Genomic DNA, 14229 nt, shown 5'->3' with positions numbered 1-14229 from the left:
TCCCTTTTTTTATTGAAAATAAATAATTCATAAAAAGGATGAATTAAATGAAAAATTTTAAACTAATGGCCACTTGTGCCGCTGGAATCGAAGCATTAGTCGGTAGAGAACTGCGTGATTTAGGTTACGAAGTTCAAGTTGAAAATGGAAGAGTTAGATTTGAAGGAACAATTGAAGATATTATCAATACTAATCTTTGGTTAAGAACTGCCGATCGTGTTGAAATTATTGTTGGCGAATTTGAAGCTAAAACATTTGAAGATCTTTTTCAAAATGTAAAATCTCTTCCTTGGGACGAATTGTTACCAATGGATGCTCAATTTCCAATGAATGGACGTTCACATAATTCTGCATTGCATAGTGTTCCTGACGTTCAAGCAATTGCTAAAAAGGCTGTAGTAAATAAGTTAAATGAAACATATCACCGTCGTACAAGACTTCCTGAAACTGGTCAACTTTACAAGCTTGAAACTAGAATTAATAAAGACCATGTTATGGTTACTCTAGATACAACTGGTGAAAGTTTATTCAAACGTGGATACCGTGTTGCAAAAGGTCCCGCACCTATCAAGGAAAACATGGCTGCAGCATTGATCATGTTAACCAGTTGGTACCCAGATATGCCTTTCTTAGATCCAATGTGTGGTTCTGGAACTATTCCAATCGAAGCAGCAATGATTGCAAGAAATATTGCTCCTGGTTTTAATCGTGAATTCTCATGTGAAAAATGGGATTGGGTAGATGAAGATATTGTTGAAGACGTTAGAAACAAAGCTGATGAGAAAGCTGACTATGAAAAAGAATTAGATATCATGGCATCTGATGTAGATGGAAATATGATTGATATCGCCAAAGTTAATGCTCAAGAAGTTGGATTACTTCATGATATTCAATTTAAGCAATTATCTGTTCTAGACTTCAAGACCGACAAGATTAATGGTGTTGTTGTTTCAAACCCACCATATGGTGAACGTTTAAGTGATAAACAAGAAGTTCGTAAGCTATATAAAGGCTTAGGGCGTGTATTTAAACCAATGACTAGTTGGTCTAAGTATTTCCTTACATCAGATTTGGAATTTGATAAGTTCTACGGACAAGCTCCAACTAAAACTCGTAAACTATACAATGGTTACTTGAGAACCGATTATTTCCAATTTTGGGGTAAAAAGATTAGAAAATAAAGGGTGTATATATTGACCAAGAAAATAGCAATTATTGGTGGCGGAATTGTCGGATCAACGGCTGCTTATTTCTTAAGCCAACTAGATTCTGGTAATGATTTTGAAGTCACCATGTTTGATGATGGTAATGGGCAAGCCACAAAAGCTGCTGCAGGAATTATCTCACCATGGTTATCAAAAAGAAGAAACAAAAAATGGTATAACTTAGCTCGTGATGGGGCAACATTGTTGAATCAAATATCTAAGCTTTCAAAAATGCCTGAAAGCATTTATAACCAATGCGGTACCATTATTACACGTGAGGATTCTGAAAAGCTAAAAGAACTTTATCATTTAGCTGAAGAACGTCGTGATGAAACTGATACAATTGGTGAAATTAAAGAATTAACTTCAGATGAGGTAATGAGATTCGTTCCAATTATCAATAGATCATATCCTGGTGTATTTGTATCAGGTGGAGCTAGATTGAATGGTGATAAATATGCTAGTCATTTGACTAAGATTGCCAAAAACAAGAATTTAACCATAATCAATCAACCTGTATCAATTAATAATGATGGTAATGTTGAATTGGACGGAGAAGTCCTAGAATTTGATAATATTATCTTAGCAACTGGTGCTTGGACAAAGGAAATTTTAAAGAAACTACCTTTGGATGTTGATGTTAGACCACAAAAAGGACAATTAATTGAGTTATCTACCACTCAAATACTTGGTGCTAACGTTAATATGCCGGTTGTAATGCCAGAAGGTGAATCAGATTTCATCCCATTAGGTAATGGACGTTTAATTGTGGGAGCTAGTCATGAAAATGATAAAGGTTTCGATTTATCTGCTGATGCCGATATCATTGATGAACTATTAAATAGTGCTCATAGCATGTCTAATCAAATTAATGCTGAGAACCTAATTAGAGTGAAGATTGGGACCAGAGCATATACATCAGATTTTTCGCCGTTCTTTGGACGAATCCCTGGATATGAAAAAATCCTAGTCGGAAGTGGACTAGGATCGTCTGGCTTAACAACTGGACCTTTAGTAGGTAAAATTTTAGCAGATATGATAGCTGATAAGGTTGATTACGATATTGATGAATATCGTAAACCAATTGAAAATTATATTAAATTAGTAGAATAAGTGAAGGGCCTGTGTTGCAAGATTATGGGCACCTTCATTTTTTGTATCTGGAATCCAATTATTGATTACCATACTGTACTTAGATTGTTCTTCCAAAATTTGATCAACATATTCTTGATAATGCTTAGCATATTGTTTTTCTAAACTTTCATGAACAATTTTACTATCTGTATAGTAAACAATAATCGAGTCCTTATTAGTCAATGATGAAATGGCTTTAAATCCGAGTAAACAAGCTTCAAATTCAGCTTCGTGATTGTTTTTTGAAGTTAGTTTAAGCTTTTCTTGGTACTGTTCACTATCATGAACTATTAAAATTCCACAAGAACTGTTTCCGGAATTGTTCATTGTGGCCGCATCAGTGTATAATTTAAACATAATCTAATTCTCCAAAGGAAGGTTTTACTTAATGATAACCCAAAAAAGAACATTTTTATACCAGCCAGAGCCTTTATATACAGTAATTACTTGGGCTTGGACCTTTGCTCTTCTATTTATTGGAATTATTTTCTGGCTTGAAGTAACAGTGATTCAATGGATTACAATCTTTTTCTTCTTAGTATTCTTTTTATTTGCTATTTTTCAAATTATTTTTAGAAGAATTACTATCGAAAATGATAAAATAACAGTAAGTAAGCTAATGAATCCAAAATGGTTGGAAGCAAATATTAGTGATATTGATAATGTTAGTTTCACTAAGCATACTGTCGATATTGAAGTTAACAAAAAGCACTATAAATTGTTATTGCCAGTCAATTCAATAATTGAGTTAAGCAACTTACTAAAAAAATAAATTACATAATTCTAGGAGATGTTCTTACCATGAAAACAGATATTGAAATTTCACAATCAGCTGAATTAAAAAACATTAGCGAAATTGCATCAAGTTTAAATATAAGTGACGATCAAATGGATCCATATGGTAAATATAAAGCTAAAATCAACTTACCATTTGCCGGCTCAAAAAACGGTAAACTGATTTTAGTAACATCAATTAATCCAACTGCTGCTGGAGAGGGTAAAACTACTTTAACCATTGGTTTAGGTGACGCATTCCACAGAATTAATAAATCAGTAGCAATAGCATTAAGAGAGCCATCACTTGGTCCTGTTATGGGAATTAAAGGTGGTGCAACTGGTGGTGGATACGCTCAAGTAGCCCCAATGGAAGACATTAACCTATTTTTTACAGGTGACTTTCCTGCTATTACTGAAGCACACGACACTTTATCAGCACTAATTGATAATCATATTCATCATGGTAACAAGTTAAACATTGATCCTAGAACAATTACCTGGAAGAGAGTCGTTGACATCAACGATCGAGAATTAAGAAACGTAATCGTTGGATTGGGCGGACGCACATCTGGTGTCCCACGTGAAGATGGTTTTGATATTACTGTTGCAAGTGAAATTATGGCAATTTTATGTTTGAGTGAAGATTTAAACGATTTAAAAGAAAAACTAGGTAAAATCTTAATTGGTTACAACTACGATAGACAACCAGTTACTGTTAGCGACTTGGGTGTAACTGGTGCATTAGCATTATTATTAAAAGATGCAATTAAACCAAACTTAGTTCAAACACTTGAACATACTCCAGCATTTATTCATGGTGGTCCATTTGCTAATATTGCTCATGGATGTAACAGTATTTTAGCTACCAAGGCAGCCATTCAGCATGCAGACTACGCAATTACTGAAGCTGGTTTCGGTGCTGATTTAGGTGGAGAAAAGTTCCTAGACATTACATCTGAAAAGCTAGGAAAACGTCCAGACGCTATTGTTATCGTTGCTACTGTTAGAGCATTAAAACTAAATGGTGGTGTTAACAAAAACGACCTAGATCAAGAAAACGTAGATGCATTACTAAAGGGTGCTAAGAACTTAGGTAGACACATTGCTAACATGAGGCAATACAACAAACCAGTTGTAGTTGCTGTAAATGAATTTACCAGCGATACTGAAAAAGAAATTAATGCATTAAACGATTACATCAAAGAACAAGGTGTAAAACCATTCAATACAACTGTATGGGAAAATGGTGGAGCAGGTGCAACTGAATTAGCTGAAGAATTAGTTGATGTATGTGACAACAATAAAGAATTTAAACCACTATACAACAACGATGATGAATTTATGGACAAGTTAAACGCTATCGTTACTAAAATCTATGGTGGAAATGGTGTTGTATTAAGTAGTAAAGCTAAGACACAATTAAAGAAACTAGTTAAAAATGGTTGGGACAAATTACCAATCTGTGTCGCTAAGACCCAATACTCATTCACTGATAATGCTAAAGAGTTAGGAGCGCCAGTTGACTTCTCGATTAATGTTTCTGACATCCAACCTAAACTAGGTGCCGGTTTCATCGTTGTACTAACTGGTAAGATTCTAACTATGCCTGGTTTACCATCACATCCAGCCGCTTTAGACATGGATATTGATAATGATGGTAAGATTACAGGATTATTCTAAAGGAGTTTTTCAATGCCAATTGTATATATTTTAATTAGCCTATGTGCTCTTGTTGGAATTGATCAAGCAATCAAAATTTGGATTTCTGCAAACATTTCAGAAACATCAAGTACAACAATCATCCCTGGAGTATTATCAATTACTAATCTGCATAACAGTGGTGCTGCTTGGAGTATCTTAGAAGGACAACAATGGTTATTTTCCATTATTACTTTAGTAGCAGTCGTAGCGATTGTTTATTTTATGATAAAATTAAAGGGTAGAAAGCTTTATTTAACAAGTACAACAATCTTATTAGCCGGAATTTTAGGTAACTTCATTAACCGTTTCTTACAAGGTTATGTAGTTGATATGTTCCAAGTTGATTTTATTAATTTCCCGGTGTTTAACTTTGCTGACATTTGCATTACATTTGGAATTATCTTGTTATTTTTTGCAATTTTAAGAGATGGTGATTTAGATTAAAGATACAGTAACTTATACAGTCACAAAGGGTAACGTACGACTTGATAAATCATTAACTGATAACGTTAATGATTTAAGCCGTTCCAGGGCTAAAAGCTTGATTGAAGCGGGACTAGTTTTAGTAGATGGACAAAAGAAAAAGGCAAAATATGATGTTAAAGATGGTGAAGTAATTCAAGTATCAATTCCCGAACCAGAAACAATGAACGTTGAACCTGAAAACATCAACATTGATATTGTATATGAGGATGATGATGTAATTGTCGTCAATAAGCCACAAGGAATGGTAGTTCATCCTTCACCAGGACATGCTAATCATACATTGGTGAATGCATTACTTTATCATTCTCCACTTTCAACAATTAATGGAACTTATAGACCAGGAATCGTACACAGAATTGATAAAGATACATCTGGTCTATTAATGGTTGCTAAAAATAATTATTCTCATGAGTCTTTATCCAGACAACTAAAAGATAAATCGAATATCCGTGAATATATTGCGTTAGTCCATGGAAATATAAAAGAAAATAGTGGCGTTATTAATGCCCCAATTGGTAGATCTAAAAAAGACCGAAAAAAGCAGGCAATCGTAGATGATGGAAAGAATGCCGTTACCCATTTTAAGGTTCTAGAACGATTCGGTGGAGAATATACGCTTGTTTCATGTATCTTAGAAACGGGGCGTACACATCAAATTAGAGTTCACATGAAATATATTGGTCATCCACTTGCTGGAGATCCTTTATATGGACCCAAGAATACTTTAAAAGGTAATGGACAATTTTTACACGCAAAGAAATTAGGATTTGTTCATCCAAAAACAAATGAAAAGATGATTTTTGAAACTCCTTTGCCAAAAATTTTCGAACAAACAATTACTAAATTAAGAAATAAGTACAATCAAAAGTAGGAGGATTTGTAATGAGTAAAATCGTCGTTGATAAAATGGCCATGCAAAGAGCGTTAACTCGTATTACTTACGAAATTATCGAAAAAAATAAAGGGGTAAATAACCTAGTATTAGTCGGTATTAAGACTCGTGGTATTTATCTTGCAAAACGCATTGCTAATCGTTTACAAAAACTTGAAAATAAAGAAGTACCTGTAGTTGGAATCGATGTTACAAAGTATCGTGATGATATTCAACACACGGACAATGAACCAGCTGTTCTTTCTGATGAAGCTATTTCATTAAAGGACAAAAACATTATCTTAGTTGATGATGTTCTATTTACTGGTAGGACCATTAATGCTGCTTTATCAGCAATTGCTGAATTGGGTCGTCCTAAAAACATTAGATTAGCTGTATTAGTTGATCGTGGACACCGTGAATTACCAATTAGAGCTGATTTTGTTGGTAAGAATATTCCAACTTCAAAGCAAGAAATCATCAATGTGCAAGTGGATGAAATCGATGATCAAGATTCTGTTGAAATTGATGAAAAGTAACTCTTAAATAAAATATTTAAGGAGATTGTTGTTATGACCACTAGATATTTAATATTAGAAGATGGAACTTCCTATAAAGGTAAAGCCTTTGGAGCTGAAGCAACCACAACTGGAGAAATTATTGTAAATTCTAATATGTTAGGCTATCAAGAAGTTATAACAAATCAAATTTACCATAATCAAATCATTGTGTTTACACAGCCATCTATTGGTAATACTGGAATTAACCACAAAAGCTTTGAAGCAATTGTGACCAACTCTAAGGGAGTAGTTGTTAAAGAATACTCCAATATTTCTACCAATAGATTAGGTAACTTAAATTTAGACTTGTTTCTAAAGCAACATAACATTCCTGGTATTGCGGGAATTGATACCAGAGAATTAACACGTCGATTAAATCGAAAGCAAACAATGAAGGCAAGTATAGTTGATATGGACGATGAACACGCTTTTGATCAACTACATGCAACGGTACTTACTAATCAGCAAGTAAATCAAGTTTCTACTAAAGCTCCATTCCCAAATACTGGTGATGGATACAATATTGTATTGATTGATTTCGGTCTTAAATACGGTATTTTACGTAAACTTGCTGATCTGGATTGCAACGTTATTGTGATGCCATTTGAAACAAGTAGTCAAGAAATCTTTGATTTAGACCCTGATGGTGTGGTTCTATCAACAGGTCCTGGTTCTCCAAGAGATTTACCTGATTCTGTTTTGCAGATGATTAAAGAGGTACAAAAAGAAATTCCAATGTTTGCAATGGGATTAGGACATGAATTGTTTGCATTAGCTAATGATGCCAATGTCTACAAATTAGATGGCGAGCATCATGGTAGTAATCATCCAATTAGGCAAATTATCACCAATCAAATCATTTATGCATCACAAAGTGAAGGATACGCTGTTGATCCTAAATCAATCATTCATGATCAGTTATTGATTACATATGTTGATTTAGTTAATGGTACTGTCCAAGGTATCAGACATCGTGACTATCCTGCCTTTTCTGTTCAATTCTCACCAGATGGTGGACCTGGTCCACAAGACAGTGCAGACTTGTTCGAAGAATTTCTAGAAAACGTTAGCTCACAAAGGAGATAACTAATGATAGATAATAAAATCAAGAAGGTATTAATTTTAGGTGGTGGGCCTTCTAAAATTGGTAGTGAAACTGAACTTGATGCTGCTGCATTTCAAATGATGACAGCTTTAAAGAAAAACGGCGTTCAAGTTTTAGTGATTGATAATAATCCTTTTTCACTTACACTTTCAGAGGTGCAACCGGCTAATGTCTTTATAAAAGAAATTAATTTAAAAAATGTTCTTGATGTAATTAAGAAGGAATCTCCTGATGCAATTATTCCAATTGCAGGGGGATTAAGAGCAATTCACGTTACTCAGGAACTATTAAACCAAGGAATTCTAAGTGATTTAGGAGTCCGTGTTTTAGGGATATCTAAAGAGTCTTTGAAGGTTATTAATAATCCGGACAAGATGAAGATTGCTATTAATAGTATTGATGAACCATCTGTACCTTCTAAGATTGTTAGAAGTGAATCTGAAGCATTTGAAGTAGTTCGAAAAATTGGTTTCCCCGTTAATATTAAAAAAGTTAACCATAAAGAAAGCACCGAAAGAATCATCTGTAATAATGCTGAAGAACTTTCCGACATGTTAGAAGACGAATTTAAAGACGACAGCGTATGTATTATTGAAAAGAGCATCGTTGGTTACAAACAAATTGAAACTGTTGCTGTTAGAGATCAAACAAATACTAAAATACTAATTAGTGGTTTGGAAAATATCGATGCTGTAGGTGTTCACTCCGGTGATTCGATTGTTATTTCTCCGGTTCAAACACTTAATGATATTGAATATCAAAATTTAAGAACAGCTACTTTTAAGATGATGGATTTATTAAATATTGTTGGGCTATGTCACATTCAATTTGCTTTAGATCCTAATGATGGTAGCAACTATTACATTACTAAAATCAATCCAATGATTAATAGTAGTTCATCTCTTGCAGCTAGATCTACAGGTTATCCGTTAGTTTATGTATGTACTAATCTTTTATTGGGAAATTCATTACCAGAAATTCAATTACATGCTAATTATCATCGCTTAACACCTATTATGGAACCGACATTAGATCATGTGGTTATTAAAATGCCTGTATGGCCATTTGATAATGTCCCTGAAGCTAATCAACAACTAAACACAACAATGAAATCTGTTGGATCAACAATTGGTGTTGGTAGAACAGTTGAAGAAGCTATGTTAAAAGCTCTACGTAGCTCACAATTTTCACCAAGAGATGTTTTACCTAGCATGTACGAGATTAGTAACGATGAACTTATTAGCCAATTAATCCACCCTAAATCTGACCGTTTCTTAGTTCTAATTGAAGCATTAAGACGTGGATATCAGGTAGATGAACTAGAGGAACTAACCAAGATTAATCAATTTTATTTTTACAAACTTAAAGCATTATTAGATGTTGAAGAATTAATTATCAAAGAACCTATGAAATTAAGCACTATTGAGGTTGCTCATGATCATGGGTTTGGTGATGGTATGATGGCTGAAACATGGCACCAACCAATTGAAAGGGTACGTGAGATATATCACGCAGCAGGAGAATATCCAACTTATAAGGCAATTGAACCTTCAGCAGGAGAATTTGATCAAAATATTCGATCATTCTACAGTAGTTATGAAATTGAAAATGAATCTACTCAAGAATCAGAAAAAACTGCATTAGTTATTGGACGCGGTGGGAATAAGTTAGGACCTAATACAGGGGCTGATTATTACACCGCTGAGATGCTTATTCAATTGCATAAAATTGGTTACAAAACAATTGTTATGAATAACAATCCAAATGCTTTATCACTTAGTCCACAAATAAGTGATAAACAATATATTGAGCCAATTCAATTAGGTGCTATTTTAAATATTATCGAGCTAGAAAAACCAGTTAGGGTATTTATTCCTGGAAATAGACATTTCTTGTTAAAACAATTGAAGCAATATACAGATTTAAATGTTCAGGTATTACCTCCTGATCAAGAAACAGGAGTAGTTCTACCTAAGGATGTAACTTATGCATTAAACTTCTTTGTTAATCAAGATGGTAAAAGTTACTTTATATCAACTGAAAAATTAATTAGTAATAATAAAAGTGACTTAGATTACGTAACTGCATACGAGACACCATATGTCTTAGATGATGAAGCATTACAAAGAGATATTGAAGAATCTAAATCCCATATTCAAAGTTCCAATTGGATTGGATTAGTCCAAATCTTGTTTAATCAAAATAAGAAGGGCGAATCAGAGTATGTTGGTATTAGACCGCTACGTTTAACTGAAACAATATTCTTAAGCAGAGCAACCGGAATTAATTGGGTGAGGGCGCTTGTCCGTTTCTACACCAAGAGATTGGATATTAACGAATTAATGAAGAATATGCCTGATATGTCTAATAGAGTTACTCATATGCAAGCAACCTTCCCATTCAAACAATTAAATGTCAAGGTTGATCACGCTAATAGTTCCCAAGAAGTAGGGGCTAAAATCAAATTTAGATTAGTCGATGACAAATAAAAAGCATTCCACAAAATGGAATGCTTTTTTAATAGACGTAGACGCCCTTTTTTACTTAATATAACCATCTTTGGTAATTGTGATGTTCTTCTTAAATGAAGTACTACCAGAATCCGTTTCACTAAAACCAACAAATTTGTTATCGTTAACCTTCTTTAAATTGTAAAGTTTGATGTTAACTTGTTCTTCGTCGTACTTGATGTTGAAAGTAATTTCGCCACCGGTATTTTTAAATGTTCCGATATCATCACTATAATTGTTTGGATTCTTATAGATTCCGTTTAGATCAGATTTGTCTTCAGCAATTAGTACTTGGTTATTCTTGTTGAAATATAGATATGTAACATCTGAGTCTTGATTTACCATTTTCCAAATAACTTTTTTGTTTTCATCAGCTTTTACAAGCAATCCAGCATTGTTATTTGTAAATTGATAGAACTTACCATTATCAATCGTATTTCGGATTCCTAGAGCAACCAATATAATTATTATCCCAATAATTAAATATGTAGATTTTTTTAACTTTAAAACATTCATTTTGCTTCTCCTTAAAATTAAGTATGAATGCATTCTATCATATGAAACTTAAAAACCATCATTATAAGTCTTATCAAAATAATCTTATGTATTTAGGACGCAACACACTGCACGCAAACGTATAACTATACATATAAACATATAAACGTGCAGCAGAAATCGTCCTATTTTTTTGCTATTTATTGTATTTAATTACATCTACATCTAAACCAAGGATTTGGTTAGCTTTCTTGTATAGCTCAACACCAGCATACTTATTTGAAGTAAGTAGGTGGAATTCGTCATCAGAATCCTTGATTGTTAAGTCAGTATCAATCATACCATTATTGGTATAGAAACGATATCTATCATTTCGTTGCTTATGATTAGCAGAATCAACTAAAATTGACTCAGATTCCAAAATGAAACCGTCTTTAAACATTGATTTCAAGGCATTTATAGTTAATTTCCCCAATCCATTACCACGCATATTAGCATCAATAGCAAGATATAATATGAATGCTTTATCGTCAAAATCAACAAGATAAATAATGCCGACATTTTTATAATTCAACTTAATTAATAGCATTTGTACAGAATCATTAGAATTAGCAATATTAGTTAAATCGTTGAAATCAATTCGTTGGTTAGATGGAAACGAATCTGAATAAAGATCCGACCAATAACTTGAATCATTATTATCAGATAGATTTCTAAAGGTAATCATATATAAATAAAACCTCCAAAGAATTTATCCAAATCATACCATAAACATATTACAAGAATATATAAATCAAATTAAGTTATAAATAAATGTAAAAATTGAGAATCATTGCTACTTCTTCTTTTTAAGTTTACTTCGTATAATATATATTATGTAAAGTAGACAATTTTTGACAAATTGAGAAGTGTTCTCTATACTCCCTACCAAAATATGATAATTAAGTGCAATAAAAAAACATCCGAAACGGATGTTTTTGTTATTATTGATTTAGCTCGTTAATAATATCTTGTTCAATTTTGCGTGGATTCTTAAATGGTGAGTAGCGCTTTACGAATTCACCATTTTTATTAATCAAGAATTTGGTGTAATTAAATTTAATACGGCCTTTACCAGATGCTGACTTCAAGTATGTAAATAATGGTAATTCATCTTTTCCATTTACTCTTGCTTGTTTAGCCATTGGGAACGTAACACCATAATGTAATTGACAGTATTCGCTAGTCTTTTCATCACTATTTAGCTCCATATGGAATTGATTTGATGGTACACCAACTAAGACAAGTCCTTGATCTTTGTACTTATCATATAAGTATTGTAAATCCTTTAATTGTCCAGCAAGACCACACTTGCTAGCTGTATTAACTACTAAGATAACCTTACCTTTTAAGTTAGCGAAATTAATGGACTGGCCATTCATCTCAGTTAACTGGTAATCATAGATTGTACTCATAATTACACTCCAAATCTTAATTATTTCCAACGAGATTTTATCAACTTTTGCATAATTGGGTTACCTAATACAACAACTAATAGAATCATTTGGATTGGTGTTGTAATAAGTTGCTTAATCAATCTTGTCATTAAAAATACTTTGAAACTGTATCCAGCAGTCAATGTTGACATTGATAACCATAAAGTATTCAAAAAAGTATTTACTAATAATGTAATGATCAATTGAGCTAAAATAGCTTTCCATGGACTGAACTTTTCATTTTTGTATAAAAATAAGCCAAAAATGAAAGCTGATAATACGGCTGATACAGTAAATCCAGGTAAATACATTTGACCACTTAAAATCGTAACAAACACATCGTATACCCCACCTACAATTCCTGCAACAATTGGTCCATACATTGAAGCCAATACAGCGGTTGCTAAAAATGAAAAAGTGAATACTACGATAGGTGTATGTATACCAACCCTTCCTAAAACATAGGTCATTGCCATTAAAATAGCAATTGTTGCGGCGTCCCTTACGTTAATACGTGGTACCCTGAATAAAGTTGAAACATTCATCAAAAGACATCTCCTAGTGGAGCTGCCACTCGTATAATTATAAAAAAGTTGATATTATAAAAAAGTTGTGGCGAATGCGGAAGTTATATCGCAACCAAAGTTTTCGTCAGATGTTCACATTCCGTTCCATCTGCACTTTACGCATAACTTCCTACTCCCAAATTTTTTGTTGCAACTTAATAGTATCATTTTTATAATTACAAAACAATTATATTCGAAGTCTAATTATTTGAATTGTCTCATTTGTTCAACCAAATGAACTTGATTTACAACAAATTCGTGTGTACGACAAACATAGTCATTTTCTCTACCTAATTTAGCAATATATCCATTAATGTAATCAACTTCTGTTTCCCTACCCTTTGAAAAGTCTTGATACATTGAAGGAAAATGATACTTTAATGTATGACTAGTATCAATTACTGATTGTACCTGTTCATCTCTGGTTTCATCCATATAAATCCCTGCTCTTTCGCAGGCATCAAACGATTCATTAAACAATTGTCTTGCCATTTCTGGTGCTTTAGGATATTGAATGAATTGCCCCATTTGAACTTCAAACATAGTACATAAAGTATTAACAACCGCATTAAATACAACTTTAGTCATACACATATTAATCCAATTATTAGCCATAATTGGTCCTAATTTCGCGTCTTTCAAGTCATTATATAGAGCCTTAACGGTTTCATCAGGTTCTTTATCATTGTATGGTGCTAAATGCATTGCTTCACCATTTACAGGTCCCATGAAGTCAACATCACCAGGTCCGTTTAAAACGGTAGCAATCATTGCTGTTCCACAAACAATCTTATCTTTATCAAAATACTTTTCTATTTTATCGAAATGACCCATTCCGTTCATTGCAGAAAATGCATATTGATCTTCGTGGAAGATTCCGGCAGCACTATCTCGTTTTAATTCTTCTTCTAATTGCATTTGTTTTTTGAAGATAATCCAAACATCTGGATGTCCTTTGTAATCTTCTGGATAAAAGATATTAATCGGCACTAAATGTTTATTTTCATGGTCACGTGAAACGTAAACACCGCCTTGTTCTTTAACTTTTTCGATGTTAGGTTCCCATGTTTCAATGAAATCTACTTCCACGCCGGCATTCTCTTGTAATAAAACACCATACCTGTATCCCATTGCTCCTGCTCCAATAATTCCGTATTTCATAAACAACACCTCATATCCTTATAAGTTGTTATGAGTATAGAACTAATCATTAGAAAAATCAATGTATTTTCTAATTGTTTTTTAATAATAAAAAAGAACTAGCTAAAGGAACTGCAACTATTATTTTGAACAAATAAATAAAAGCAGCTTTCTAACTATTTAATTGGGCAACTGATTTTCTGT

At 33.0% G+C, this 14229-nt stretch carries 15 protein-coding genes and 1 riboswitch; of the genes, 9 read left to right on the top strand and 6 right to left on the bottom strand.

Translation table 11 applies throughout. The features are described from left to right. Positions 1–47 precede the first annotated feature (47 nt). Complete coding sequence (locus FD688_RS06185) at positions 48–1181, top strand: THUMP domain-containing class I SAM-dependent RNA methyltransferase (protein WP_138742256.1); 1134 nt, start codon at positions 48–50, stop codon at positions 1179–1181. A 12-nt stretch (positions 1182–1193) separates the two neighbouring features. Next, a complete protein-coding gene (locus FD688_RS06180) occupies positions 1194–2318 on the top strand; it encodes an NAD(P)/FAD-dependent oxidoreductase (protein ID WP_138742255.1) in 1125 nt (374 codons plus the stop codon). Here the strand turns inward: FD688_RS06180 and FD688_RS06175 are convergent. Next, entirely contained in the window at positions 2307–2696 is a 390-nt protein-coding gene (locus FD688_RS06175; protein WP_138742254.1) for a ribonuclease HI family protein, read from the bottom strand. The genes FD688_RS06180 and FD688_RS06175 overlap by 12 nt on opposite strands. A gap of 31 nt (positions 2697–2727) precedes the next feature. Between FD688_RS06175 and FD688_RS06170 the strand changes: the two genes are divergently transcribed. Genes FD688_RS06170 through FD688_RS06140 form a run of 7 tightly spaced genes read left to right on the top strand, consistent with a single transcriptional unit; the run spans position 2728 to position 10328 of the window. Next, positions 2728–3111, top strand: a complete 384-nt coding sequence (locus FD688_RS06170; protein ID WP_138742253.1) for an EbsA family protein — start codon at positions 2728–2730, stop codon at positions 3109–3111. A gap of 29 nt (positions 3112–3140) precedes the next feature. After that, on the top strand, positions 3141–4796 hold the full coding sequence (locus tag FD688_RS06165) for a formate--tetrahydrofolate ligase (RefSeq protein ID WP_138742252.1): 1656 nt from the start codon (positions 3141–3143) through the stop codon (positions 4794–4796). Between the two features lie 12 nt (positions 4797–4808). Continuing rightward, positions 4809–5261 (top strand): signal peptidase II, encoded by a 453-nt coding sequence (lspA, locus tag FD688_RS06160; RefSeq protein WP_034533602.1) that lies wholly within the window; start codon positions 4809–4811, stop codon positions 5259–5261. Beyond that, positions 5257–6174, top strand: a complete 918-nt coding sequence (locus FD688_RS06155; protein ID WP_138742251.1) for an RluA family pseudouridine synthase — start codon at positions 5257–5259, stop codon at positions 6172–6174. The genes lspA and FD688_RS06155 overlap by 5 nt, the downstream gene beginning before the upstream one ends. Before the next feature lie 11 nt (positions 6175–6185). Next, complete coding sequence (pyrR, locus tag FD688_RS06150; RefSeq protein WP_138742250.1) at positions 6186–6713, top strand: bifunctional pyr operon transcriptional regulator/uracil phosphoribosyltransferase PyrR; 528 nt, start codon at positions 6186–6188, stop codon at positions 6711–6713. Between the two features lie 33 nt (positions 6714–6746). Further along, positions 6747–7820 carry a carbamoyl phosphate synthase small subunit gene (locus FD688_RS06145; protein WP_138742249.1) on the top strand — a complete coding sequence of 358 codons (1074 nt, stop codon included), beginning with the start codon at positions 6747–6749 and terminating at the stop codon, positions 7818–7820. Positions 7821–7823: 3 nt separating this feature from the next. Beyond that, positions 7824–10328, top strand: coding sequence for an ATP-grasp domain-containing protein (locus tag FD688_RS06140; RefSeq protein ID WP_138742248.1), 2505 nt, complete (start codon positions 7824–7826; stop codon positions 10326–10328). A 51-nt stretch (positions 10329–10379) separates the two neighbouring features. On the opposite strand, the gene FD688_RS06135 is transcribed toward FD688_RS06140, so the two are convergent. The 5 genes from FD688_RS06135 to FD688_RS06115 all read right to left on the bottom strand — a co-directional run bounded on the left by FD688_RS06135 (position 10380) and on the right by FD688_RS06115 (position 14046). After that, positions 10380–10865 carry a hypothetical protein gene (locus FD688_RS06135; RefSeq protein ID WP_138742247.1) on the bottom strand — a complete coding sequence of 162 codons (486 nt, stop codon included), beginning with the start codon at positions 10863–10865 and terminating at the stop codon, positions 10380–10382. 175 nt (positions 10866–11040) lie between these two features. Beyond that, the gene (locus FD688_RS06130) at positions 11041–11571 is read right to left on the bottom strand and encodes a GNAT family N-acetyltransferase (protein WP_138742246.1); all 531 of its coding nucleotides are present in this window, start codon (positions 11569–11571) and stop codon (positions 11041–11043) included. A gap of 256 nt (positions 11572–11827) precedes the next feature. Further along, positions 11828–12298 carry a glutathione peroxidase gene (locus FD688_RS06125; protein WP_138742245.1) on the bottom strand — a complete coding sequence of 157 codons (471 nt, stop codon included), beginning with the start codon at positions 12296–12298 and terminating at the stop codon, positions 11828–11830. A gap of 20 nt (positions 12299–12318) precedes the next feature. Beyond that, positions 12319–12864, bottom strand: a complete 546-nt coding sequence (locus FD688_RS06120; RefSeq protein WP_138742244.1) for a folate family ECF transporter S component — start codon at positions 12862–12864, stop codon at positions 12319–12321. 66 nt (positions 12865–12930) lie between these two features. Beyond that, positions 12931–13025: riboswitch (THF riboswitch) on the bottom strand. Between the two features lie 64 nt (positions 13026–13089). Then, positions 13090–14046, bottom strand: a complete 957-nt coding sequence (locus FD688_RS06115; RefSeq protein ID WP_138742243.1) for a ketopantoate reductase family protein — start codon at positions 14044–14046, stop codon at positions 13090–13092. Between the last annotated feature and the right edge of the window lie 183 nt (positions 14047–14229).

Source organism: Apilactobacillus kunkeei, assembly GCF_005930975.1.
Classification (GTDB): domain Bacteria; phylum Bacillota; class Bacilli; order Lactobacillales; family Lactobacillaceae; genus Apilactobacillus; species Apilactobacillus kunkeei_E.
Note: the sequence above shows the minus strand (reverse complement) of the source record. Positions and strands in the feature narration are given on the sequence as shown.